We start from the raw sequence: 24401 nt of genomic DNA, 5'->3' as shown, positions 1-24401 counted from the left end.
GCCATTAATGGTGATTAATTAAGTCAAACTAACCCTCATTTTCTATGTTGGACATCCCTGCATTCAACTGTATACTTATACAGTTATTGAGGGGGAGGGTTATGCGTAAAATCATTCATGTGGATATGGACTGCTTTTTCGCTGCGGTCGAAATGCGCGATGATCCTTCCCTGCGCGACATTCCTATTGCCATTGGCGGCAGTCGTGACCGCCGTGGTGTTATCAGCACCGCTAATTATCCTGCCCGCAAATTCGGCGTGCACAGCGCGATGCCCACCGGCATGGCACTGAAACTTTGCCCGCACCTGAAAGTGATCCCCGGCCGAATGGAGGCCTATAAAGAAGCGTCAAACCATATCCGTGAAATCTTTGCGCGTTATACGCCATTGATCGAACCGCTGTCACTCGATGAAGCTTATCTGGATGTTTCCCACGCGACGCAATGCAACGGCTCTGCAACGCTTATCGCTGCTGAAATCCGTCAGGCCATTTTCGATGAGATCAATCTGACGGCATCTGCGGGTATCGCGCCGATCAAATTTCTGGCAAAAATCGCCTCGGATCTGAACAAGCCCAACGGTCAGTTTGTGATCACGCCGGAAAAAGTCGGGGCGTTTTTACAGGATCTTCCGCTGAGTAAAATCCCCGGCGTCGGTAAAGTCACCGCTCAGCGTTTGCAGGAGCAGGGGCTGATCACCTGCGGCGATGTGCAGCGTTATGATCTGGCAAAACTGCTTAAACGCTTTGGCAAATTTGGCCGTGTGCTGTGGGAACGCTGTCAGGGTATCGATGAACGTGAAATTTCCCCCGAGCGGTTACGTAAATCGGTCGGCGTTGAACGCACACTGGCAGAAGATATCCACAGCTGGGAAGAATGCGTGTCGCTGATCGAACGTTTGTATCCTGAACTGCAAACACGTTTAAGCCGTGTCAGCCCGGATCTGCGCATCGCGAGGCAGGGCGTAAAACTCAAATTCCATGATTTCCAGCAGACCACGCAGGAACACGTCTGGCCGGTGCTGAATAAAGAAGATCTGCTGAAGGTCGCGCATGAAGCCTGGGAACAGAGGCGTGGCGGAAGGGGAGTCAGGCTGGTGGGATTGCATGTGACGTTGCAGGATCCGCAGATCGAGCGGCAGCTTCTGCTTCCCTGGGAATAATCCCCGTCATCCTTCAAACTGTCTCTGCGTTGGCTGCCTTCGCAAACCCCGGTCACATACTTGTGTATGCTCCCGGGGATTTACTCAGTTGCCGCCTTGATACAGCCCGAATGATTTAGGGGACCGATCGAGTATTAACCGCGTTCAGGAATCGCTTTCAGCAGGGCCGTCAGCAGTTTCCAGTACAGCTCGACGCTGGCGATTTCCACCTGCTCATCCGGCGAGTGTGGCCCGGTGATGGTTGGCCCGATGGAAACCATGTCCATGTCCGGGTACGGTTTTTTGAACAGACCGCATTCCAGACCGGCGTGGATCACCATGATGTTCGGAGTTTTATTGAACAGCGTCTGGTAAGTTTCACGCACCAGCGTCATCACTGGTGAATTCGGCTCAGGTTTCCAGCCAGGATAGCTGCCTTTTGCCAGGCTTTTCGCGCCAGCCAGTTCACTCAGTGAATTGAGCATGCTGACCACATATTCTTTACCGCTGTCGATAAGCGAGCGGATCAGGCTGTTGATCGCCACTTCGTCATCTTTCATGGTGACAACACCGACGTTCAGCGAGGTTTCTACCACGCCTTTCACGTCATCACTCATGCGGATCACGCCGTTTGGCGTCGCGTTCAGCAGGGCAAGGAATTTACCCTGAGTTTCTGCGGTCAGCGCCTTCGCGTTGCTTTCAGCCGCTTCCACCACAAAGGCAATTTTCTTCTCTACCGCTGACAGTTCGAACTGAATCGTTGCCAGGAATTCTTGTGCTGCCGCTTTCAGCGCGTCTGCTTTATCAGCAGCAACAGCAAGAGTCACAATTGCTTCACGCGGGATAGCGTTACGCAGTGTGCCGCCGGTGAAGTCGAGCAGGCGCAGACCAAGAGTATCAGCGTTGTCTGCCAGGAAACGTGCCAGCAGTTTGCTGGCGTTGCCCAGACCTAAGTGGATTTCCGCGCCGGAGTGGCCACCTTTCAGGCCTTTCAGGGTCAGTTTCAGCGTGCTGAAACCGGCCGGAACCGCTTCACGGCTCAGCGGCAGTGTGGCGGTAAAATCAATCCCGCCAGCGCAACCCATGTAGATTTCGCCTTCGGTTTCAGAATCGGTGTTGATCAGAATTTCAGACTGTAACCAGTTCGGTTGCAGGCCGAATGCGCCTGCCATGCCGGTTTCTTCGGTCATGGTCAGCAACACTTCCAGCGGGCCGTGTTCTACGCTGTCATCAGCCAGAACCGCCAGCGCGGACGCCATACCGATACCGTTATCAGAACCCAGCGTGGTGCCGCGGGCTTTTACCCAACCGTCTTCGATGAAGGGCTGGATCGGATCTTTAGTGAAATCATGAACAGTATCGTTGTTTTTCTGCGGCACCATATCGAGGTGAGCCTGCAGTGCAACGGCTTTGCGGTTTTCCATGCCTTTGGTGGCGGGTTTGCGCAGCAAAATGTTGCCAACTTCATCACGCTCAGCGTGGATACCTTTTTCCTGTGCCCATTCAACGATGTGTTTTGCCAGCGCTTCTTCATGATAGGAAGGGTGCGGAATTGAACAAATTTTGGCAAAAATATCCCACAACGGTTGTGGCGAAAGCTGAGACAGTTCAGACACTATAAGTCTCCTGTGACAGTCAGCTCATTCAGGCTCCGTTTGCAGGGGAACTGACTGAGATGCTGTAGGTTTAAGGTTAAGTAATCCCCGCCAGACTGTGTGGCGAGTGGCCTGACAGAATATCACTTAATCTTAACCTGTGCGCGGGGACGGGGATAAATTCCGGGATTTTTGGGCGGCTGAAGCCAGATAATCGCTGGTTTTTGTGAACCGGACTCACTATAATCTCGCGCAACCTTTTTTCCCCCCATTATTTTTTTAGAAGCCGTTAATTCACTGGCTGGGACACCTTTATGAGCGAAAAATACGTTGTAACCTGGGACATGCTGCAAATCCACGCGCGCACTATGGCTAAACGCCTGCTGCCGGCAGAACAATGGAAAGGCATTATTGCAGTCAGCCGTGGTGGCCTGGTTCCGGCAGCGTTGCTGGCTCGCGAGCTGTGCATCCGTCATGTGGATACCGTATGTATCTCCAGCTACGACCATGATAATCAGCGCGAAATGCAGGTGCTGAAACGCGCAGAAGGCGACGGTGAAGGTTTCATCGTGATCGACGATCTGGTGGATACCGGCGGCACCGCGAAAGCCATCCGCGAAATGTACCCGAAAGCGCATTTCATCACGATCTTCGCGAAACCGGCTGGCGCACCGCTGGTTGATGACTATGTGATCGACATCCCGCAGAACACCTGGATCGAACAGCCGTGGGATATGGGCGTGGTATTCGTGCCACCTCTGGTAGGAAAATAATCCTCCACTGTTAATATTCCTCTAATTTAACGCCTGGCTTATTGCCGGGCGTTTTGCTTTTGTTGCCTTGAAATCCTTTCCGCTTGACCTCACCCCTCACTTGTCGCAACGTGGGCGGGTTATAATCCCGTCCAGAAATGATCGCCTGCGGGCGACCTGCTGCTTGCTAACGGAGGATCTTGCATCATGGCTCCAGCCAATCTTACGGAAAAACTGTTTAAACCTTCCTTCAAATACCCGGAAACATCAACGCTGGTTCATCGCGTTCATCACCATAATACGCACCCGCCGATGCATTCTGCGCTGGAAGGCGACACGGTTCATTGCTGGTACCGCACGATTAACCGTCTGATGTGGATGTGGCGCGGGGTTGATCCGCTGGAAGTGGAAGAAGTGCTGTCGCGCATTGCTGTCTCCCAGGCGGAGCACAGCGATCCGTTGCTGCTCGATACCGTGATTGGTTACCGCAATGGCAACTGGATCTACGAATGGTCAAATCAGGCGATGTACTGGCAGCAAAAAGCCGCCGAAGAAAAAGATGCGGATGTGGCGAGCGAATACTGGCTGAAAGCCGCCAACCTTTACAGCATCGCCGGTTATCCGCATCTGAAAGGCGATACGCTGGCGGAACAGGCGCAAGCGCTGGCCAATAAAGCCTTTGAAAAATCCTCGGAACATTCGCCTTACGAACTGAAAGAGCTGGAATTTAAGATCCCCGGCGGTGCCCCTATCACCGGTTTCCTGCACCTGCCGGCCGAAGGGAAAGCACCGTTCCCGACGGTGCTGGTGTGTGGCGGTCTCGACACCTTACAGAGTGACCATCAGCGCCTGTTCCGTTCATATCTCGCGCCGATGGGCATCGCGATGCTGACCATCGACATGCCGTCGATCGGTTTTTCATCGAAGTGGAAACTGACGCAGGACACCAGCTTCCTGCATCAGCAGGTGCTGATGCAGCTTTCGGATGTGCCCTGGGTCGATGCCAGCCGCGTCAGTTTGCTCGGTTACCGTTTTGGTGCGAACGTCGCGGTGCGTCTGGCGTATCTCGAACCGCGCCGCGTGCGGGCAGTGGCCACGCTGGGGGCGCTGGTGCATACGCTGCTGAGCGACCCGAAATGTCAGGAGCAGGTGCCGGACATGTATATAGATGTGCTGGCGAGCCGCATCGGCATGTCGAGCGCGTCCGACTCGGCGCTGAAAACCGAACTTAATCGTTATTCTCTGAAAACGCAGGGATTGCTCGGACGCAGAACGCCGACGCCCATCCTGGCCGCATACTGGGAGAACGATATATTCAGTCCGAAGAGCGAAGCTAAGCTGATTGCGGATTCTTCCGCTGACGGCAAGCTTTTGACCATCCGCAGCGAGCCGCTTTACGCGCATTTTGACAGCGCTTTACATGAAATTTGTGGGTGGTTGCAAAAGCATATGCGTTAACTTAATAGTTGCTAATTCCTAACGTTTTGCTAAAAAGGATCGTCTTTCAATGGAGGTTGTACTATGACGTTACCAAGCGGTCATCCTAAAAGCAGGCTAATGAAACGTTTCGGTACACTGGGACCGTACATCAGAGAAGGGAAATGCGAGAACGACCGCTTTTTCTTTGACTGTTTAGCTGTCTGTGTGAACGTGAAGCCTGCGCCGGAAAAGCGTGAATTCTGGGGCTGGTGGATTGAATTGCAGGCTGAAGCCGAACGTTTTACCTATGTTTATCATTTCGGATTGTTTGATAAAGACGGCATCTGGAAAGTGCAAAACATTAAAGATGCTGAAGTGCGAGAGAAGCTTGAGACGACATTGAAAGGGTTCCACAAAAACCTGAATGCCATGATCGAAGAGATGTCCCTCAAACTGGAACCTGCTGATGATTTCAGCGAAGAACCTGTGAAGCTCTCCGCCTGACTTTCTGTACTACCCATTCCCATCATGAATGCTGCTATTATAGCGTTATGCCGTTTGGCATAACGCTTCTCTGCTGTTACAAAGACAAAGAAGCCCTTCTTTTTCACACTAATGGAACGATTATGAGTGGTAGTCAGACACTGGTTGTAAAACTGGGCACCAGCGTGCTCACTGGCGGCTCGCGCCGCCTCAACCGTGCTCACATTGTTGAGCTTGTCCGCCAGTGCGCGCAGCAACATGCGGCAGGGCACCGGATTGTGATTGTCACGTCGGGCGCGATTGCTGCCGGGCGTGAACATCTTGGCTACCCCGAACTCCCCGCCACCATTGCTTCCAAACAACTGCTGGCTGCCGTCGGGCAAAGTCGTTTGATCCAGCTGTGGGAGCAATTGTTCTCGATTTATGGCATCCACATTGGTCAGATGCTGCTGACGCGTGCCGACATGGAAGACCGCGAGCGGTTCCTGAATGCCCGCGACACCATGCACGCGCTGCTCGATAACCATATCGTCCCGGTCATTAATGAAAACGATGCGGTCGCTACCGCTGAAATTAAAGTCGGCGATAACGACAATCTTTCCGCACTGGCCGCTATTCTGGCGGGTGCCGATAAATTGCTGTTGCTGACCGATCAGCGTGGTCTGTTTACCGCAGATCCGCGGACCAATCCTGAAGCTGAATTGATCCGCGAAGTCATGACCATTGATGATGAACTGCGCGGTGTGGCGGGCGACAGCGTCTCCGGTCTCGGTACCGGCGGCATGGCCACCAAACTGCAGGCGGCAGATGTCGCGTGCCGGGCGGGCGTCGATACCATTATTGCTGCGGGCAACCTGCCGGGCGTGATTGGCGATGTGATTAACGGCGTTTCCGTCGGCACACGTTTTCACGCGATGGAGACGCCGCTGGAAAACCGTAAGCGCTGGATCTTTGGTGCACCGCCAGCCGGTGAAATCACCATCGACGACGGCGCGGTTTCTGCCATGATGGAGCGCGGCAGTTCGCTGCTGCCAAAAGGGATCCGCGAAGTGAAAGGCGATTTCTCGCGTGGCGAAGTGATCCGCATCCGCAACCTGAACGGACGCGACCTCGCGCACGGTGTCAGCCGCTATAACAGCGATGCGATGCGCATGATTGCCGGTCATCACTCTCAGCAGATCAGTGAAATTCTCGGTTACGAATACGGCCCGGTTGCCGTTCACCGTGACGACATGATTGTCAGTTAAGGAGCCACAGATGCTTAACGAGATGGGCAAGGCCGCGAAAGCCGCGTCCTGGCAGCTTTCCACCCTCAGCACCGCGCAGAAAAATCGTGCGCTGATGCTGATGGCCGACATGCTTGAGGCCAACAGCCAGAGCATTATTCTTGCTAACGAACTCGACATGGCTGCTGCCCGCGAAAGCGGCATGAGCGAGGCATTACTGGACCGCCTGCTGCTGACCCCCGCGCGTCTTTCGGCGATTGCCAGCGACGTGCGTGATGTCTGCCGTCTGAGCGATCCGGTCGGGCAGGTGATTGATGGTTCACAGCAGGACAGCGGTTTGCGTCTCGAACGCCGCCGTGTACCGCTCGGCGTGATCGGCGTGATTTATGAAGCGCGCCCGAACGTCACTATCGATGTCGCCAGCCTGTGCCTGAAAACCGGCAATGCCGTTATCCTGCGCGGCGGTAAAGAAACGCACCACACCAATCAGGCGACGGTTAACGTCATTCAGATGGCGCTGGAGGAATGCGGACTGCCTAAAGCCGCCGTTCAGGCCATCGACAGCCCCGATCGTGCACTGGTGGCGGAACTGCTGCGTCTGGATAAATACGTTGATATGCTGATCCCACGCGGTGGCGCGGCGCTGCATAAACTTTGCCGCGAACAATCCACCATTCCGGTGATCACCGGCGGTATCGGCGTTTGCCATACGTTTGTGGATGAAAGCGTCGATTTCGACAAAGCGCTGACCGTGCTGGAAAGCGCGAAAGTACAGCGCCCGAGCGCCTGTAACAGCCTGGAAACCGTGCTGGTGCATCAGGCGATTGCCGCCCGCTTCCTGCCGGAACTGAGCGACAAAATGCACCGCGCAGGCGTTACGTTACACGCCAGCGAATCTGCGATGCCGTATCTGCAAAACGGCCCGGCGAAAGTGCTGGCGGTGACCGAAGAAGATTATTCGGATGAATGGCTGTCGCTGGATCTGAACGTGACGGTAGTGGCCGATCTGGACGCCGCCGTGGCGCATATCCGCACCTACGGCACCGAGCATTCCGATGCGATCCTTACCCGTTCCATCAGCAGCGCGGACAGGTTCGTGCGTGAAGTGGATTCCTCTGCGGTTTACGTCAACGCCAGCACCCGTTTCACCGACGGCGGACAATTCGGTTTAGGCGCAGAAGTGGCGGTCAGCACGCAAAAACTGCACGCCCGCGGCCCGATGGGATTAGAAGCCCTGACGACTTACAAATGGATTGGTTACGGCGACGATTTAGTCCGTCCGTAACAGTGAGCACCGGTGGATTTTTAGTCATGAAGCCGGTGCTAATCCCCTATTTTGCATAGGGTGATGAGAAAAGCAGCAAACGCACTGCAGGGGGCTTGACGGCAGCGTCATATTTCACTAATTTAGCACCCCGTAGTCCCCCGGTAACACTCCAAAATGCCGACTTAGCTCAGTAGGTAGAGCAACTGACTTGTAATCAGTAGGTCACCAGTTCGATTCCGGTAGTCGGCACCATTTAGTTCCTCGTAGTTCTTCTTTTCAGTCTGTTAGAATATTTTAATGTTTTCGTTTTCTCATCTTGGCTTATATTTGTTAAGGTGCTTCTACCGCATCAAAACCGATTGTCATATTCATGATGATTAAGCTCTCCCCAAACCCCCCCTGTATTTTGACGGACGTCAGTGGTTTGAGAATAGTTGCTCCATTTCCATCGCATATTTCAAAAAGACGATATAGACCAGTTGATGGGTAAGCGTATTTTTAATGCTATGGTCGTGGGGCCGACTCCGACTATTGGCAATAATCAAGTCTTTATAACCCAATTCACAATCTTGATTGGCTTTTGTGTTTGATGCGGCTTTAGAGTATAAAAAATATAAGAATCAAATTGTTATAAACATATGATGGTTGACAATTTATTTTAGGCGGAGTAACTGCTATAGCTTGATTTGACGCATGTAATGTTGTTTGAAAATTGTGCGAAAATGATAGTATTGTGAAGTTGAAACTAACGTGGCTAATAATTTTTTGCTGAAGGCTTTCTAAACCCAGTAAGGAGAAGAATGGAATCAATCAGTTCTGAACTTTTAAGTGTTCTTAAATACCTACTTCCGGGGTTTGTAACTGCGTGGATTTTCCATGCACTAACAGCACATCCTAAACAAAACCAATTTGAAAGGATTATTCAAGCATTAATTTTCACACTTTTCATTCAATGCGCAACTAATATCACGGAATATCTTAGTCTTCTTATCGGTAAGTATTTTTCTATAGGGGTGTGGGATGATTCTTCGGAATTAATATGGTCAGTAGTTTATTCAATATTAATAGGGTTTACTCTTGTTTACTACACAAATAATGGTAAGTTTCATCATTTTTTATCTAATCTAAAAATAACTAAGCAAACATCACACTTTAGCGAATGGGAAGATGTTTTTAATGAAGTATCTTGGTTCGTAATTCTCAATCTTAAAAATGGAAGGAGAGTATACGGTTGGCCATTAGTATGGCCATCAGATCCGAAGAGTGGGCACATAGTTTTACAAGATCCAGAATGGATTAATGGAGATAAATATACTCCATTAAAAAACACCATGTATTTAGTTATTGAGTCTCAGGATATTGAATATGTCGAGTTTCTGAAAGAAGAACCGGAGATTATTAATGCAGAATAAAATTGATAAACACGATAAGCACCCAGTTGAAAAGGGCGGGAGAAACCCCCCCCCCCAACAAACTATACTAAACCCGCTCCTACTCCACCGCCGCCATCAAAAAAAGAAAAATAAATCGAAGAGGTTATTATGAAAGATAAAAAATCTCCATCTACGTATGTAAATAAAAAAATCGGGTCAAAATAACAGTCGTAATCCACCACCACCACCAAGTTATGTAAAACCTGCACCAACGCCACCGCCGCCTCCATCAAAGGAAAGTAAGTGATTCCACAGGTTGAAAATAAACGAAGAGGTGATCATGAAAAACTCAAATGAAAATATTGTTAAAGATGGTATAGCGCAAGATAGCAGGAATCCTCCTCCTCCTACGAATTATTCTAAGGCGGCTCCCACTCCTCCGCCTCCTCCAAAGAATACTAAGAAAGATTAATAAAACCCCAGAGAGATCTGGGGCTTCAAAATTAATTGTCGGAAAGATAAATATATTTTATTGACGAGTGTTTATTATTTCCATAAAAACTTCCTGGAACCCACCTCGCAACTTCAACGACTTACTTGGTCAGCCCTTCTGATTTCCGATATAATCTACGCCGCTGCGGCACAATCCGCAGCCGAGTTTCGCAGCTCGTGTAATCTGAAGGCGGCACCTCACGTTGAGAGTGCCGTCGCTTTGACGCAACTATTGAAAATGTGGCTGTAAGCCACAAGCAGTATCTCAATGGTGGCTCAGGCGGGGCAGCCTTCGGGCTGGCCGGTAGCCTTCAGAACCGGTACTGCGAACCTCGTCTGGGCTACCACCAAAGGGTTTCGCAGCTCCCGTGGTAGTGATTAACTATCTGAAGGAGCAATCCATGAATACTCTCAACGACTGGCATCCCGCCGATATCATTGCAGCACTACGCAAGAAAGGCACCACGCTGGCAGCGGTCTCACGCGCTGCGGGGCTGAGTTCTTCCACGCTTTCTAATGCACTTTCCAGACCCTGGCCGAAAGGAGAGATCCTTATCTCTCAGGTAATCGGTGTGCCACCACAAACCGTCTGGCCGAGCCGTTATTATGACCGGCAGGGAAATCTGATTGAACGCTCGGTTCGTGTGCGGGATAAAGGGTAAGAACTTGAAATTGATGGCGGGGAATTTACCCCGCCATCAAGTTATATTGAAACTTCAACCTCAATATAATCAATGCACGTTTGTGCCCTGCTATGATTATTTGCCGTGTACCATTCACCTTCGCGAATAGTCACGCCTACAAGGCCTTCAATCGGGATGCATCTCCAATTAGTATCTGAACCAGGAAAAACCTGTCCTTTGCTGCTTTCGCCACCAAATTGATAGAAAAGAGCTTGGGGTTTACCTTTCTTTGTTCCTAATGCATGAGGGCACATCTCTCTAAAATAGTCTTGGTAATATGCAGTAATCTGTTTTTTTTCTCGAATTGCTTGTGCGATTAAATCATGAGTATTTACCATGTGAATCCTTTATGAATATAATATTATTAGCTAGATAACCATTTTTGGAAGGGTTATTACTGTAACGATACCTAGGGGGTGAGACTGAAAGTATATATTTTCATATTGAAACTATATCAAGGAATTTAAATTCCTTTTCGATGTTGTTCTTCGTTTTTCCTTGAGTCAAATTATAAATAGTGTAAATGTTATATTGATCTACTTTTTATTTTATTGAGTCAAAATTAAATTATTTTAACATGTGATTTTTTTACTATGGAAACAAAAATGAGCCAGAAACTTTTAACCTTCGCCAGATCATTTATTAATGGCGAAATCTCAGCCGAAGATTTTGCTGACCCTTATCAGATGTTATGGAAAGCTGAGGGTGAAAATGGCGATTCGCTGAAAGATAACTATCAGGACAGTGAAAAATGCTCGACCATTTTCTGTCTCGCAGACCAATTCAATCCTGATGATGATCGTGACAAGGATGAGTTTGATGCTGATGAACTTAAAGCGCGGGTTAGGGCTGTTTTGGATAACGAATGACTCTCAGGTTCCACCTGAATACAGATAAAGGAAAAACATGCAGCTCAAAGATAAGTTTGAAGAGTACTCGGAAGCCGAATTTGTTGCGCTGGTGAAAGATATTTTCGACGTGCATGGCAGCGAGTCATATCAGGACAGTTTACTGGAAAATTTCAGTCGGGTTACCGGGCATCCTTCAGGGACTGATTTAATTTTTTATCCTGAAGGTGATAACCCAGTCACGCCAGAGAGTGTAGTTACCGAAATTAAACAGTGGCGGGCTTCTGTCGGGAAAACGTTGTTTAGAAGCTGACTGGTATCTGCGTCATCCGCATCCAGCGTCGCATCAATATGCCTCATAATATATTTTTCAAATCCTGAATCGCGATTTATCAGAGATTGCAGCTTAGCGATTTGCGGCCATTTATCGACAAGTAGCCGCGCCATCGCGTCTGAATTTCCTTCAGCGATACTGCCATCGTCACATTGTGCGTAAGCGATGTAGTTTTTATGTAGGGCATCCCATGAATCGAGATTGTCCACTGCAATATCTGCTGCTTCTGCATCACGTTCGGTACAGTTTTTTTGCATCAGGAGTACCAGAAAAGAGGGCAAATGATAAAATAATGACGACAATTTTCATTCTATATCCATTAATTATTATGTGTTATTTTCTGCGATGGCTGAATTTTGACTTTGAATTTATCTTGTTTGAAATAATTTATGAGACTGTTTGTGCTATAAATATTTTATATGAATCATTTTTCAATAATAATTAATATGAGTATTCGTATTATCTGTTTGTATAAATAACTCGAATAACTCGAATAACTCGAATAACTCGAATAACTTAAATGACTTATATCTTATGATTTAGCTCAAGGTTTATGGTTTTATATTTATTGTTCGTTGTGGGTGTTTATTTTAGCTGATTATCATACCGGCGAAACTCACCTCAATGGACGGAAAATAAATATGGAAATGCAATTCACTAATGAACTGAATCAGGAATTACTGGATGTCATCAATACCCCACCTTTCACGGCTGAACAACTGGCTGAAATGGATGAAAGCGCGAGGGCAGTTGTTGAGGAACAGGCAGCGTTTGCCCGTCAGCATCCTGTTATTGCGATTTACCGGCTGGCAGTTCCAGGCAGCCTGACTGCCCGCGGTGGCAAAGTCACCAAAGCCAGCAGTACGGGTAAAGTCACCCTTGAGAATGGCACTGAAGCGGCGTTTGCCCTTGAGCAGGATGAAGTCACTTATGCCGATGGCAGCACGGCAAAGATTACCACCAGCGCAGGCCAGCAGTTTTGTGAGGGGAATCGTGGATTTGCCTTAGTCGGCAGCATGCTGGATAACGGCGATAAAATTATCAGTACGCCGCAGGGCAGTTGCTACCTGGTTGCCCGAAAAGATGTCCCGATGGCAGTAGATTTTCTTGCCGTTACCGGCGCGTAACGGATGGGGTATCGCTCAAATTGTTATGGTCGCGGGCAGGCGCTGCACGGCGACAAAACCACGACAGGCGCGGTGTGCCTGACCTCTCTGCCCAATGCGACGGAACACGGGCTTGGCGTGATCCGCATCGGTGATGCTACGACCGACTGCCCGAAATGCGGTCGTCGCGGAAAAATCACCAGCGGAGAACCGCATTCCACCTATGACGGCCTCGCTTCTGCCGTGGACGGTTCGGATGTTTTATGTGGTTGCCCGCCGGGGACGAACCGGGTTATCGCGCCAGCCGGACAGTGGATGGGGAGAGGTAAATCACCTGCCGAACTGGCGCGTGAAAAGTGGGAAGCAGAGCGTGCCGCGGTATTGCTGGTTCAGGCTGAGAAAGAAGCGGCAGAACAGGCCAGACGTTCGATGCCGGTGTTTGCAAAATCGGCTGAATGTGGCGCAGGGAATACCGAAGCACGAACCTGCGAGGAGCAGCATCATAACTTCGGGCGATTGTCTTACGGGGTGCCGACGCCGGTCGCAGGCATAAAGCCCGAAGTTGAGCAGCACGCGCAGGCGACGAAGCGCAAGAAGCCAGCCGGTGATAAAAAGCCCTGGTACAAAAAGATATTTGGCGCGAAGGCTGATGCACCCGCTCAGTCTGGTATGCCGCTGGCAATACCCGTAGCAACGGGCGGTGGCGCTGAGCTCATTGCGTCGGGCATGAGTGCACTGCGCGGGGTGACGTCGATCCGCCTCGGCAGCCTGTTCGTGAATCCGGTCACCGTCGGTGTTATCGGGACGTTTTACTCGAACAAGCTGAACGCCGGTGAAGAGGATATTTTAAGCGACAGCCAGCTTGCGGCGCTGGCCGGAAAGTCCGCCCCGACGCGGATCCGTTTTCAGTGGGTGAAGGATAAATATGGCCGGTTAATTCCCGTGGCTTATCACACCGGCGCTGACAGCGGTCTGGATCAGGTTCGTGTACGCGCCATGCGGCGGAACATATTCACGGGTAACTATGAGTTCTGGGCGGATGGCGCGGAAAAGCCCACTATCATCTGGACGCCCGACGAGCTTGAGTTTAAAGCGCCAGGCAATACCGGTAATCGTGATGAGCCGTATTTACCTTCGACCATCACCGTATTACCGTTACCCGGCGCGGAAGAAATGGGCAGCACCTCAACCTCGCTACCGATCCCGGATGAACAATCATTTGATGATTACATCCTGGTCAATCTGCCGCACGGCATGCCGCCGATTTATATTTATCTGAGTAATGACCACAAATACCATGTGGCACCAAAAGGAAATCCTCCATTGCCAGCATTTCCTGATGCTAAGAAAGCAGTAAGTAAGACCCTAATCAAGGGCGGAGGAAAGTTCCGGTATCGTTGGAAAGACTCAAAAAAGACGATCTACGAATGGGATTCTCAACATGGAACTGTCGAAGTTTATGATAAAAGCGGGCGTAATCATTTAGGTGAATTTGATCCCGTAACCGGCAAACAAACGAAACCTGCAGATCCAGCAAGAAAGGTAGAAAAATAATGATTATTTACACGATTGATTTGTTTGATAAGCAAACAGAAGACTTGATTTTAGAGGTAAACATCCCGAAAAAAAAACTGGACCCTATTTCAAAAATAATGGGTTGGGATGAAGAGGATAAAATGGATTTCATCAATGGTGTTGCGGTGTTTAACGTGAATAAGGTGCAAGCTGCATCCCTCGGTATACTATTTGAAACAATATTTGATACTGATAATTACGTTATTCAGATGTCTGCAGGTGAAGACAATGACTGATGACTATCCTTGCCCATGCTGTGGTGAAAAGGTATTCGAAGCTTTGGGTGAGCATGACATCTGTCCCACCTGTAATTGGGAAGATGACCCTTTTCAGTCTAAAAATCCTGACAGGCGTGGTGGAGCGAACAAAATGAGTTTGAATGAAGCTAAGGAGGCTTTTAAACAAGGTAAAATAATACAGTAGCCACAAAAAGCTAACGGTATAAAGCCCTACTCTTAGCACAGTATTACCGTTACCCGGCGCGGAAGAAATGGGCAGCACCTCAACCTCACTGCCGATCCCGGATGAACAATCATTCGATGATTACATCCTGGTTAATCTGCCGCACGGCATGCCGCCGATTTATATTTATCTGAGTAAACCGCTGGTGAGGTTTTTGGATGTTGAGTTATACAGTGACTTTAAGCGGCGTTCGAAAAAAGGAAAGTTTGAGGCGGATCAGATGCCGTCTAAAAAATAATGAATATTCAGGCGGCAGATCATATCTCTGTCGCCTGTGATTTATTACTACTACGTTATATTCCGATAACCTGCACTTACCCTCGTAGCCCTTCCACGCTTTCCGGCGTCAGTTTCATCACTGTTTTAATGCTGGTTTCGATACTACGAATGATGTTTTCGCGTGGACCGTTGCGCCAGTCAGCGCTTGCATAAAAGGCATCAAGAGCCGTAGCCATGCTTTCAGGGCTATCAAAGGCACGGATCAGATAGTAGCAATCCGGGTCATGCAGCGAGTTTCCGAACGAAACAACGTCGATCCCGTGGCATTGGTGCAGGGGAACACTGATTTCCTGCATGATGGCGTGAAACGTGGCCCCGGTGCCTTTGTGTAATGTGTATTGCAGTATTTCGACGGTTCTCAACGTGTTGTCTCCGTTTATTTGTCAGCGGCATAGAATTCATGGCGTTTTTGAGATCGCGACACATTATTACTGGATAAACTCAGTGAAGTGGCTCACATCTCGCCATTTCATTTCCATCGTCAGTTTTGTAGTTATTGTGGGATGCCACCTGGCCGTTAACGAGTCCTTTCCTGATAAACCTGCTGATAATTCAGACTTATTTCCGATGCCGATACAACATCAATTATCATTATTGTCAGTAACGGGGCTAAAATGATTGTGTTTATGAATACCCTTCATGAGTGAACTATGGGGGGAATGCTTCAATAAGGAAACCGCTAATGCTTAAAGAAAACTTCAACGAACTCCAAATCTTTCTGATGGTAGCAAGAGAGCGAAGTTTTACCAAAGCCGCGGGCAAACTCGGTGTTTCTCAGTCAGCACTCAGCCACGCGATGAAAGCGCTGGAAGAAAGGCTGAACATCCGTCTTCTGACGCGAACTACCCGAAGTGTTGCCCCCACAGAAGCGGGTGAGAGAATTATTGCCTGCCTTGAGCCCCGTATTGCTGATCTCGAGCAGGAGCTGGAATCGCTTGTTCAACTGAACGGCACCGCCTCCGGTAATATCCGTTTATCTGCCGGGGAGCATGCCGCGCGAAATCTGGTGTGGCCGAAGCTAAAACCCTTCCTCAGGGAATACCCGGAAATTAATCTCGAGCTGGTGGTAGATAACGGCTTTGTCAATATTGTTGAGGGGCGTTTTGACGCCGGGATCCGTCTGGGCGAAAGCGTGGATAAGGACATGATCGCGGTGAGAATTGGGCCGGACATGCGAATGGCAGTCGTTGGCGCACCGTCATATTTTGCTGCTAACCCCGCGCCTGAAACGCCTCACGAGCTACAAAATCATCGGTGCATCAATATGCGTCTGCCCACTGCCGGTGGACTTTACCACTGGGAGTTTGAGAGGGAAGGGAAACCGTTACGGGTCAGGGTTGAGGGGCAGGTAACGTTTAATCTGCAGGCGGAAAGGATTGATGCGGCTTTATCCGGTTTTGGCATCGCCTGTATACCTGAAGACAGGGTGCTGGATTATATAAAGTCAGGAGAGCTTATTCAGGTTCTGCAGGACTGGTGTCCGTCTTTCCCCGGATATTATCTTTACTACCCGAGCCGTAAGCAGCATCCGCCTGCTTTTGCGCTGATGATCGATGCACTTCGCTACTCGGAATAACGGGTCCGCAATTCGCTGCGGACCCGCCCGGGTATTAACGGCCTGTGCGAGCCTGATGCTCAGGAGAGTAACGTTCGCCGACGATTTTAATCGTTTCAAGCGCCTGGGTTATCTGCTGCTTGTTGTCGTCGCCAAAAGTAAAACCAAATTTGGTGGCGATAACGACGCGATCGCGAAAAGGTTTTAAGGCTTCGCCGACAACCTCTTCATTCAGAAATGGGCCATACACTTCGGCGGTATCGAAGAACGTGACGCCACGTTCAACCGCAGCACGAATGAGTTCGATAGCCTGACGGGTATCTGTCGCCGGGCCGTAGCCGTGACTGAGCCCCATGCAACCGAGTCCAAGAGCGGAGACTTCGAGTCCGGATTTACCCAGATAACGTTTTTGCATTGAATGAATACCTCTTTTATCGCGGTTTAAACGTCAAGTTTGCGACCAGTCAGCCATTCCACCCTCGCCGGGTCGCGGTGAGAGAAGAAGGCGCTGGTTGCGGTATCAAGGGCGGCAATCTGCAACATATCCTCAGGACTAAGTTCAAAATCGAGGATGCTGATGTTCTCTTCCATACGTTCTTTTCGCACCGATTTGGCCAGAGAAACGATGCCTCGCTGGAAGATCCACCGCAGGACAACCTGGCCCACGCTTTTGCCGTACTTCTGACCAATTGCCGTTAACACGGGATGCTGGAACAGGCCATTTTTACCCTCAGCAAACGGTGCCCAGGCTTCTGGCTGAATGCCACGGCTTTGATTCCATGGAACGGCATGCAACTGCTGGTTGAAGGGGTTAACTTCAATCTGGTTTACCGCAGGGGCAACCTTGTTGAAGGCGATAAGGTCGGCCAGTCGGTCTGGATGGAAGTTGCTGACGCCAATGGCGCGAATTTTGCCTGCCTCATGCAATTCTTCCATGGCACGCCAGGCACCATGAACATCACCGTAAGGCTGGTGAATCAGGTACAGGTCAACGTAATCAAGTTGCAGCCGATTCAGGGAGCGTTCGAACTGGGCTTTAGCTCCTTCGTAATGGGTATCCTGCAGCCACAGTTTGGTCGTTACAAAGAGTTCGCGACGTGCGATACCGGTCTGTTTCAGAGCGTTCCCGACTTGGGTTTCATTCTGGTAAGAAGCAGCGGTATCGATCAGGCGGTATCCCGTATCAATGGCATCAATAACGGCTCTTTCGCATTCAGCGGCATCAGTCATCTGAAACACACCAAAGCCCAGCAGGGGCATTTCAATACCGTTGTTCAGATTTACAGTTTGCATGACGTAATCCTTCAGCTGTTGTGTAGAAAAAGGATAACGCAAAGTGATTTATTCAATTAGAGGGGGTAATTAGCTAGGGTTTATTAGATTTATTCATTAATTTGAGGGGATCTGATGCTCGGCTTTGTGCCAGCAGCGGACATAATCACCCGCCATATTGCGGGTGTGTTTTTTCGACGGTTCACTCTCAGCCGTCCGTAGCTGAGCTACTTTTTGCTAACAAGATAGGTAGCAATGGCCGTTAATCCATCTATAAGGGGCATAGACCCGGCGCCTGCCAGGAAGTCATCGTGATCTATCTGGTTATTTCGGCGAATGTCAGCAAAGCGTGCAAGCGCATTTTTTTCATTTGTGGCACTGATCTCTTCAAACTGTTTTTCGTAGCCATGTTCAATCAGCTGAGAAGCTTTGCCCACGTCCGAGCTTTCCAGTACAACAATTTGCTTACCCTTTTGAAAAAAAAAGTAATTCAGCATTTCGTGCTCCACATAGAAAAGGTGATATTTAAAAGAATATATCCAGTCTGAGAGGATCCTGAAAACAATTTCAAGTTTATTTTTTAATCCGGTAAGAACTTCCTTTTTTTACTGGCGATCCTTTGGCCTCGTGAGCGTTATTCACTGATAGCCGCCCCTGCTCGTAGCCTCGGCAGCTTTTTTGCCGGGAGCGGATATTGCTGACACATGGGTGGACTAATTAACGGAGGCGGTTAATTTAACTGATTAATTTCCCAATAATTAATCCTTTTACCTGTCTCTTTAGGGATCGAACGGCCCTGTATTCGGGGTCATCTGGCGGAAATAACAATCCTCGCCTATAGCAAATAACCCCAAACCGATGAACAGCGGCAGACGTCGCCCGAAGCGATCGCACAATTAGTTAATGATCGTTAAATAAATTGCTTGCACAACCTCCCGGCGACGCTTAGTATTTACTTATCGAACGTTAATTAATAAGTAACGTTGACCTTAAACCGGGGCACCTGCAAAAGGTTTCCCAATCAAAATTCGAAGAACAGGAATTAACCTCATGAAAACTATCGCAATGACTATCGCCGCTCTGACACTGGCAACAGCTTCTTTCTCAACCCTGGCAGCGACTGAAGTGCAGTCAGCGCCGGCAGGTCAGCAATCCATTGGTGTAGTCGGTGCATCAACCACCGGTTCACTGTCAGGCCTGCAATCAGAATTGAATGCAAAAGCCACCCAGGCGGGTGCAAGTTCATACCGTATTATCGGTGCATCCGGTAATAACCAGCTTTACGGTACAGCAGAAATGTACAAATAAGCTGAGCAGTAACAAGCAGTAAGCAGAAGAGGCGGCGGTTGCCGCCTTTTTCGTGTCTGCGATTAGCGGTATTTATGGAAGTGATTATTGCGGATCTTTCGGTTGATATAACCATGCAATCCGCTGCCAGCTTTCGCCATGGCGATCATATGGTCAACGTCTGTCACCCCTGGCCGGATGGAATTATAGATGTAATGCCAGCCATCTTTGAACTTCACGGTAATTGAATCTTCCGTAGTCGTGAAAGCGACGATACCCGAATTGCCCCCCCGGTTTTGGTACTTTTCCATATTCCCCTTCCTGATTGATGAAGCCATTCACGACCTGAATAATAGTAGCCATAAATTTTTGCCGGTTGTGTGAGTAGAAAAGCTTTTTTTAAGTTGTTCTGGCAAAACGTCCCGGCGGAGCTGATGCCGTGGCCCTTTCCTGAAAGTTTAACGCCTGATAAACGAAGTAAAAAGAAGAAGCTTTTTAAGAATATGGGAGTAGGTCACGGAAAGCGACGGGGAATAGAATTCCCCGTCGTTTTTACTCTCATCACGAAGGTGCAGAATGAAAAAGTTCTTCCTCATTATCATGGTCTCAGCGCTGGCAGGTTGCGCGGGTTATCACCATAAACCAGAAAGACACCAGAGCGGGATGGCAAATCCGGCTGCGGTATATTGCCATGAAAGAGGCGGGAGATCGGTGAGTGTGCAAACACCACACGGCGTTCGTGCAGACTGCGTATTCCCTGATGGACGCGGTATCGACGAATGGGAGTTATACCGTCGGGATCATAACTAAATCCGCTTCACGCAGGCTGAAAATAACCCCGTGCGTATCACCAGTCCTTTGTAAAATTTACGACGACCTGCGCTTTTCTCTTTTACCTGTTTGCGGACTTAGTCTTTTCCAAAGGATGTAATGGCGGGAAAAACACCGATCCGGCGCGGGTTTTTCATTCAGGCAATAGTGAAGGGTTCAGCCAATATTGGGTAAATTCCGAAAGTGTGCTCACCGCCGAAATCTCACTCACGATAAAGGGCAAAGGAAGCCGATTTCCCGTTTATCGGTTCACTGCGGGATGTGATACTTTGGAGCAGTAACGTGCCGGTGAGAGCATTTCACCGTGTTGAATTCAGAACAGCACAGAGGGTTTATGGCGGTCATTTCCGGACAGATTATCGAGCAGGCGAAGCAGTGGCGTCGCGACTTTCACAGGCGACCTGAACTGGGTCTGAATGAGCATGGCACCGCAAAAATAATCAGTGAACTGCTACTGTCTTTTGGTCTTGAAGTGTATACGGGCATTGCCGAAACCGGCGTTATTGCCACACTGCGAAACGGCGAAGGCCCTTCAATCGGACTGCGTGCAGATATCGACGCATTACCCATTCAAGAACTGAATGAATTCGAGCACCAGTCACAAAACCCGGGCCTGATGCATGCCTGCGGGCACGATGGCCATACATCCATTTTGCTGGGCGCGGCAAAACATCTGAGTGAGAACCGTCATTTTCGCGGCACTGTCCATTTCATCTTTCAGCCTGCTGAAGAAAACTTAGGCGGTGGCGAAATGATGGTGAAAGAAGGGCTGTTTGACCGTTTTCCGATGCAGGCGGTTTACGCGCTGCATAACTGGCCGGGACTGCCGGTTGGCGAGGTGGCGGTCAGCGAGGGGCCGATGATGGCGTCGCAGGATAACTTCTATATCACCCTGACCGGCAAAGGTTGTCACGCGGCGATGCCGGAACGGGGTGCGGATCCCGTGGTGGCTGGCGCGCAGCTGATTTTGTCATTGCAAAGCCTGATTTCGCGCCGCCTGTCGCCGCTGGAACAAACGGTGATCAGCCTGACGCAACTTCATGCGGGCGAAGCCATTAACGTCATTCCTGAAACGCTGCACATGTCGGGCACGCTGCGTTGCCTGAGCAACAAAACCCGTGAGACCTGCTGGCGGCTGATTGAAGAATACGTCAATGCGGTGCCGTTACCGTACGGTGTGAAAGGGGAAGTGCGCTGGGAATTGGGTTATCCGGTCACGCAGAACCATGCAGCGCAGGCAGAGATTGTGCGCGACGCGGCGAAAAACACGCCGGGTATTCAGAAAGTGCATTTCAATAATGCGCCGTCGATGGCTGCAGAAGATTTTGCTTATCTGCTGCAAGCGTGTCCGGGAGCCTATTTCTGGCTGGGTGCCGATGGCGCCACACCTTCTGACTCACTGCATAGCCCGCGCTACGACTTTAATGACGACATTATTCCGCTCGGCATCGGTGTGCTGACCACGCTGGTGGAGCGCGAGCTGAAAGTCTGATCGCATTTTTCATGGCATTCCGGACCGGACAACAGAGGCGTTACGCATTGTCCGGTCTGGTTTTTTATATTTCTGCCAGCTCTTGCGCAATATTCACCACTTTATAGTGATGTTCGCTGATGACCTTCCGGCGTATTTTATCTTCCATCTCATCGGCGAATTTTACAATATCATCAGCCGCTGCGAAGTCGGGTAAATCAGTAATTTTATAATTCCACCATTGAATAGATTGTAAACGATTAATAATACTTTTCTCAAACCGGTATTTAATCACTCTGGCCGGAATACCCGCGACAATCGCGTACGGAGGAACATCAGACGTGACGACGGCATTGGCGGCAATAATTGCGCCATTGCCGACAGTGATGCCGCCTTTTAATACGGCGTGTTCGCCCACCCAAACATCATGACCTAATACCGTCGCCTCCGGCATATAGTCGAACCCGGCAATATTCAGCGTTTCTCCGAATTGTTCCTGCGCCACTTTGGGGAAGAAATCATGATACGTCAGCGGACTGGTCGTAAACCGGTGTATGGGATGTTGCGGCCCCATAACCCGCACTCCTGCTGCCAGGCTGCAAAATCTGCCAGTTTTGAGGTTATTGGGTAATTTACTGCACGCGTAAGAATACGCGCCCATTGAACAGAAACTTTTTCGTGGCATTGAGGCGTACTCTTCAACCCAAACATCCTCGGTAAATTTTATTCTCTCCCCTTTTTTAAAAAGGAATATATTTCTCTTTTTATATATTCCTTTCACTATTTCCGGGAATTTAAGATGGATCTTATGGCGTAAACAATAATCCTCATGTTTTTGAGCCCATCGAAAGTTAACGGGATACTTCATTCATTGCTCCTCAAAGGTGACATGCTGTTTTTATATATTCTTGTCTAAATCCTAGCATAAAACAGACATTACAAAATCTGAGGTCGGCGGAAAATACGTGAGGAGGCGGTGAAGTAAAGCAAAAAACGCCCGGAGGATAAAGTCCGGGCGCTGTGATGAACATCTTACTCAGGCGGCGCGATCAGACCCGGAAATGCCCGACGGCAACCGCCAGACCGGTGGCTTGTTCCTGCAACGCCGACGCCGCCCCCGTGGATTCCTGAACCATCGCTGCGTTCTGCTGCACCATGCCGTCGAGCTGGGTAATGGCACGGTTGATTTCGTTAATACTCAGCATCTGCTCTTCAGATGCATGGGTGATTTCCAGCATGACACTGCTGACGTTCGACACGTTGCTGACGATTTCGCTCATGCTGTCGCTGGCGAGGCGCACCTGCGCTGAGCCGGACGCCACGCTGCTCACCGTTGATTCGATAAGCACTTTGATCTCTTTCGCCGCCTGCGCACTGCGTTGTGCGAGGCTGCGCACTTCGCTGGCGACGACCGCAAAACCGCGCCCCTGTTCACCTGCGCGCGCGGCTTCGACTGCGGCGTTCAGCGCCAGGATATTGGTCTGGAAGGCAATACCGTCGATCACACTGGTAATGTCTCCGATTTTCGATGACGCGGTTTCGATGCTTTCCATCGTTTTAATGACTTTAGTCACCACTTCGTCACCGCGTATGGCCGCCGCAGAAGCGGATTTGGCGGTTTCGGATGCTTGTTTCGCCGAACTGGCCGACTGGGAAACCGTCGCCGTGATCTGCTCAAGGGATGCGGCGGTTTGTTGCAGGCTGGCCGCGGCAGAGTCTGTACGACCGGACAAATCGTTATTCCCTGCGGCGATTTCATCGGCCGCGATTTTAACGGATTCACTGGTGGTGCGGATTTCAGACATCACTTTGCTGAGCTTATCAACGAAGGTGTTGAAGGCGTGCGCGATTTGCGTCACTTCATCATGTCCGTCAGCCGGCAGGCGCTGCGTCAGATCATCCTCACCGGAACTGATCGCATTGAGCGTATCGCGCACCACCGACAGGCGGTGGAACGATTTGCTGATAATCAGCCCGATGACGACGGCTGAAATCAGCACGATCACAATCAGCGTAATCACCGACGAGGTCAGCAGGGATCGCATACCCGCAGTGGACTCTTTCTTATCCTGCGCCACCAGCGTGAACCATTCCGTGCCTGCTACCGGCATCGCACGGACGCGCTTGACCGCACCGTTCAGACGGATATCCACCGGTGCATTGGCGGCAAACACATCCTGCAAATTCACCCCTTCCGCCAGTGCGGTAAACGGCTTCAGTGCCAGGCTGGTATCCGGATGCGCGATGATCACACCGGATTTATCCACCAGCATGCCGAAACTGCCCGGCGTCGGATGAATGGTATTAACGTTGCTCACGACGCTGTCCATCGAGACATCGCCCGCCACAACCGCTTTCAGCGTGCCTGCTTCCATCACCGGTACGGCGAAAGTGACCACCAGTTTCCCGCTACCGGCATCAATATAAGGCGGTGTGGCCACCGGATGTCCGGCGGCTTCAGCCTGCTTGTACCACGGGCGGCCGGTCGGATCGTAATCCGCAGGCACCCCGGTCGGATCGGAGAACTTCGCGCTGCGGTTTGCATAACCGACATACACGTTGGTAAACCCACCTGCACTGGCGATCTGTTTGAGAACCGGGATCGGATCTTCTGACATCGCGATCTGTTGCAGTGAAACGATCATCCCTGTTTTCGAGCTTACCCAATCGCTGATCCCTCGCGTGTGGCTGGCCGTCAGCGCGTTAAGTGTGCTGTCTCTCGCCTGACTGTTGTACTTGTTGGCAACGGTATAACTCAGGAAGGTATTGATAATCAGCGAACAGGCCACGATGACGATACAGGCCGTGATAATGCGCGAACGGATGGTCTTAAGCATGAGCATTTCCCTGGAAGGAATCTTAAGTTTTAGTTATCGGCAGGGAAGGGAAAAACTTGAGACCCGTCACAAAAAAGCAGCTACAGGTAGCTTCGTCCGTGGTTTCCTGTTGTGG

At 50.1% G+C, this 24401-nt stretch carries 29 protein-coding genes, 1 tRNA gene and 2 pseudogenes; 21 read left to right on the top strand and 11 right to left on the bottom strand.

The features are described 5' to 3' along the window. Positions 1-101: 101 nt before the first annotated feature. Complete coding sequence (dinB, locus tag UC14_RS03220) at positions 102-1160, top strand: DNA polymerase IV (RefSeq protein ID WP_112151318.1); 1059 nt, start codon at positions 102-104, stop codon at positions 1158-1160. Between the two features lie 134 nt (positions 1161-1294). Here dinB and pepD read toward each other — a convergent pair whose 3' ends face one another. After that, the gene (gene pepD / locus UC14_RS03215) at positions 1295-2755 is read right to left on the bottom strand and encodes a beta-Ala-His dipeptidase (protein WP_013574287.1); all 1461 of its coding nucleotides are present in this window, start codon (positions 2753-2755) and stop codon (positions 1295-1297) included. Positions 2756-3048: 293 nt separating this feature from the next. Here pepD and gpt point away from each other — a divergent pair, with 293 nt between their 5' ends. From gpt to UC14_RS03180, 7 genes are all read left to right on the top strand, one after another. Beyond that, positions 3049-3507 (top strand): xanthine phosphoribosyltransferase, encoded by a 459-nt coding sequence (gpt, locus tag UC14_RS03210; protein WP_013574288.1) that lies wholly within the window; start codon positions 3049-3051, stop codon positions 3505-3507. Between the two features lie 186 nt (positions 3508-3693). Continuing rightward, entirely contained in the window at positions 3694-4944 is a 1251-nt protein-coding gene (frsA, locus tag UC14_RS03205) for an esterase FrsA (protein ID WP_013574289.1), read from the top strand. Positions 4945-5007: 63 nt separating this feature from the next. Beyond that, entirely contained in the window at positions 5008-5409 is a 402-nt protein-coding gene (gene crl / locus UC14_RS03200) for a sigma factor-binding protein Crl (RefSeq protein WP_013574290.1), read from the top strand. Positions 5410-5531: 122 nt separating this feature from the next. Then, complete coding sequence (proB, locus tag UC14_RS03195; protein WP_013574291.1) at positions 5532-6635, top strand: glutamate 5-kinase; 1104 nt, start codon at positions 5532-5534, stop codon at positions 6633-6635. 10 nt (positions 6636-6645) lie between these two features. Further along, positions 6646-7899 carry a glutamate-5-semialdehyde dehydrogenase gene (gene proA / locus UC14_RS03190; RefSeq protein ID WP_013574292.1) on the top strand — a complete coding sequence of 418 codons (1254 nt, stop codon included), beginning with the start codon at positions 6646-6648 and terminating at the stop codon, positions 7897-7899. Positions 7900-8057: 158 nt separating this feature from the next. After that, positions 8058-8133 (top strand) — tRNA-Thr (locus tag UC14_RS03185). Between the two features lie 548 nt (positions 8134-8681). Beyond that, positions 8682-9293, top strand: a complete 612-nt coding sequence (locus UC14_RS03180; protein WP_112197218.1) for a DUF6338 family protein — start codon at positions 8682-8684, stop codon at positions 9291-9293. Positions 9294-9355: 62 nt separating this feature from the next. Here the strand turns inward: UC14_RS03180 and UC14_RS26670 are convergent, their stop codons facing one another. Beyond that, a complete protein-coding gene (locus tag UC14_RS26670) occupies positions 9356-9532 on the bottom strand; it encodes a hypothetical protein (RefSeq protein WP_157962067.1) in 177 nt (58 codons plus the stop codon). A gap of 482 nt (positions 9533-10014) precedes the next feature. On the opposite strand from UC14_RS26670, the gene UC14_RS03175 reads away from it, so the two are divergent. Both UC14_RS03175 and UC14_RS03170 read left to right on the top strand, forming a co-directional pair. Beyond that, complete coding sequence (locus UC14_RS03175; protein WP_112197217.1) at positions 10015-10128, top strand: ash family protein; 114 nt, start codon at positions 10015-10017, stop codon at positions 10126-10128. 19 nt (positions 10129-10147) lie between these two features. Beyond that, entirely contained in the window at positions 10148-10408 is a 261-nt protein-coding gene (locus UC14_RS03170; protein ID WP_112197216.1) for a helix-turn-helix transcriptional regulator, read from the top strand. A gap of 41 nt (positions 10409-10449) precedes the next feature. Here the strand turns inward: UC14_RS03170 and UC14_RS03165 are convergent, their stop codons facing one another. Further along, positions 10450-10767 (bottom strand): hypothetical protein, encoded by a 318-nt coding sequence (locus UC14_RS03165; protein ID WP_047607407.1) that lies wholly within the window; start codon positions 10765-10767, stop codon positions 10450-10452. 267 nt (positions 10768-11034) lie between these two features. On the opposite strand from UC14_RS03165, the gene UC14_RS03160 reads away from it, so the two are divergent. Together UC14_RS03160 and UC14_RS03155 are read left to right on the top strand one after the other, a co-directional pair. Next, positions 11035-11298, top strand: a complete 264-nt coding sequence (locus UC14_RS03160) for a colicin immunity domain-containing protein (RefSeq protein WP_112197215.1) — start codon at positions 11035-11037, stop codon at positions 11296-11298. Between the two features lie 37 nt (positions 11299-11335). After that, complete coding sequence (locus UC14_RS03155; protein WP_112197214.1) at positions 11336-11590, top strand: bacteriocin immunity protein; 255 nt, start codon at positions 11336-11338, stop codon at positions 11588-11590. On the opposite strand, the gene UC14_RS26995 is transcribed toward UC14_RS03155, so the two are convergent. After that, on the bottom strand, positions 11494-11868 hold the full coding sequence (locus tag UC14_RS26995; RefSeq protein WP_232829635.1) for a hypothetical protein: 375 nt from the start codon (positions 11866-11868) through the stop codon (positions 11494-11496). The genes UC14_RS03155 and UC14_RS26995 overlap by 97 nt on opposite strands. 384 nt (positions 11869-12252) lie before the next feature. On the opposite strand from UC14_RS26995, the gene UC14_RS03145 reads away from it, so the two are divergent. From UC14_RS03145 to UC14_RS03125, 5 genes and pseudogenes are all read left to right on the top strand, one after another. After that, the gene (locus UC14_RS03145) at positions 12253-12738 is read left to right on the top strand and encodes a hypothetical protein (protein WP_013574299.1); all 486 of its coding nucleotides are present in this window, start codon (positions 12253-12255) and stop codon (positions 12736-12738) included. Between the two features lie 3 nt (positions 12739-12741). Continuing rightward, on the top strand, positions 12742-14271 hold the full coding sequence (locus UC14_RS03140; RefSeq protein ID WP_112197213.1) for a colicin E3/pyocin S6 family cytotoxin: 1530 nt from the start codon (positions 12742-12744) through the stop codon (positions 14269-14271). Continuing rightward, positions 14271-14528 carry a hypothetical protein gene (locus UC14_RS03135; protein ID WP_013574301.1) on the top strand — a complete coding sequence of 86 codons (258 nt, stop codon included), beginning with the start codon at positions 14271-14273 and terminating at the stop codon, positions 14526-14528. The genes UC14_RS03140 and UC14_RS03135 overlap by 1 nt, the downstream gene beginning before the upstream one ends. Next, positions 14521-14715 (top strand): CPCC family cysteine-rich protein, encoded by a 195-nt coding sequence (locus UC14_RS03130; protein WP_013574302.1) that lies wholly within the window; start codon positions 14521-14523, stop codon positions 14713-14715. The genes UC14_RS03135 and UC14_RS03130 overlap by 8 nt, the downstream gene beginning before the upstream one ends. A 40-nt stretch (positions 14716-14755) precedes the next feature. Then, a pseudogene (locus UC14_RS03125) lies at positions 14756-14992 on the top strand (pyocin); the annotation flags it as partial. Positions 14993-15068: 76 nt separating this feature from the next. Here the strand turns inward: UC14_RS03125 and UC14_RS03120 are convergent. Next, positions 15069-15395, bottom strand: a complete 327-nt coding sequence (locus tag UC14_RS03120; RefSeq protein WP_013574303.1) for an NIPSNAP family protein — start codon at positions 15393-15395, stop codon at positions 15069-15071. 320 nt (positions 15396-15715) lie between these two features. On the opposite strand from UC14_RS03120, the gene UC14_RS03110 reads away from it, so the two are divergent. Further along, entirely contained in the window at positions 15716-16609 is an 894-nt protein-coding gene (locus tag UC14_RS03110; RefSeq protein WP_112197211.1) for a LysR family transcriptional regulator, read from the top strand. 109 nt (positions 16610-16718) lie between these two features. Here UC14_RS03110 and UC14_RS03105 read toward each other — a convergent pair. The 3 genes and pseudogenes from UC14_RS03105 to UC14_RS03095 form a co-directional block, all read right to left on the bottom strand. Continuing rightward, a pseudogene (locus UC14_RS03105) lies at positions 16719-17003 on the bottom strand (aldo/keto reductase); the annotation flags it as partial. Positions 17004-17029: 26 nt separating this feature from the next. Next, the gene (locus UC14_RS03100; RefSeq protein WP_112197210.1) at positions 17030-17881 is read right to left on the bottom strand and encodes an aldo/keto reductase; all 852 of its coding nucleotides are present in this window, start codon (positions 17879-17881) and stop codon (positions 17030-17032) included. A 206-nt stretch (positions 17882-18087) separates the two neighbouring features. Continuing rightward, a complete protein-coding gene (locus tag UC14_RS03095; protein ID WP_112197209.1) occupies positions 18088-18357 on the bottom strand; it encodes a hypothetical protein in 270 nt (89 codons plus the stop codon). Between the two features lie 553 nt (positions 18358-18910). Between UC14_RS03095 and UC14_RS03090 the strand changes: the two genes are divergently transcribed. Further along, entirely contained in the window at positions 18911-19168 is a 258-nt protein-coding gene (locus UC14_RS03090; protein ID WP_112151311.1) for a YdgH/BhsA/McbA-like domain containing protein, read from the top strand. A 62-nt stretch (positions 19169-19230) separates the two neighbouring features. Here UC14_RS03090 and UC14_RS03085 read toward each other — a convergent pair whose 3' ends face one another. Next, a complete protein-coding gene (locus UC14_RS03085) occupies positions 19231-19458 on the bottom strand; it encodes a hypothetical protein (protein ID WP_013574309.1) in 228 nt (75 codons plus the stop codon). Between the two features lie 265 nt (positions 19459-19723). Between UC14_RS03085 and UC14_RS03080 the strand changes: the two genes are divergently transcribed. Together UC14_RS03080 and UC14_RS03075 are read left to right on the top strand one after the other, a co-directional pair. Next, the gene (locus UC14_RS03080; protein WP_013574310.1) at positions 19724-19957 is read left to right on the top strand and encodes a DUF333 domain-containing protein; all 234 of its coding nucleotides are present in this window, start codon (positions 19724-19726) and stop codon (positions 19955-19957) included. 355 nt (positions 19958-20312) lie between these two features. After that, positions 20313-21470: a M20 aminoacylase family protein gene (locus UC14_RS03075; protein WP_112197208.1), complete on the top strand. Its 1158-nt coding sequence runs from the start codon at positions 20313-20315 to the stop codon at positions 21468-21470. Between the two features lie 64 nt (positions 21471-21534). On the opposite strand, the gene UC14_RS03070 is transcribed toward UC14_RS03075, so the two are convergent. Together UC14_RS03070 and UC14_RS03065 are read right to left on the bottom strand one after the other, a co-directional pair. After that, the gene (locus tag UC14_RS03070) at positions 21535-22317 is read right to left on the bottom strand and encodes a CatB-related O-acetyltransferase (RefSeq protein ID WP_112197207.1); all 783 of its coding nucleotides are present in this window, start codon (positions 22315-22317) and stop codon (positions 21535-21537) included. Positions 22318-22498: 181 nt separating this feature from the next. Further along, positions 22499-24286, bottom strand: a complete 1788-nt coding sequence (locus UC14_RS03065; RefSeq protein WP_112197206.1) for a methyl-accepting chemotaxis protein — start codon at positions 24284-24286, stop codon at positions 22499-22501. Positions 24287-24401 lie beyond the last annotated feature (115 nt).

This window comes from Rahnella sp. NRRL B-41462 (assembly GCF_003263525.1).
GTDB classification, from domain to species: Bacteria; Pseudomonadota; Gammaproteobacteria; order Enterobacterales; family Enterobacteriaceae; genus Rahnella; species Rahnella aceris.
This window is presented reverse-complemented; position numbering and strand designations above follow the sequence as displayed.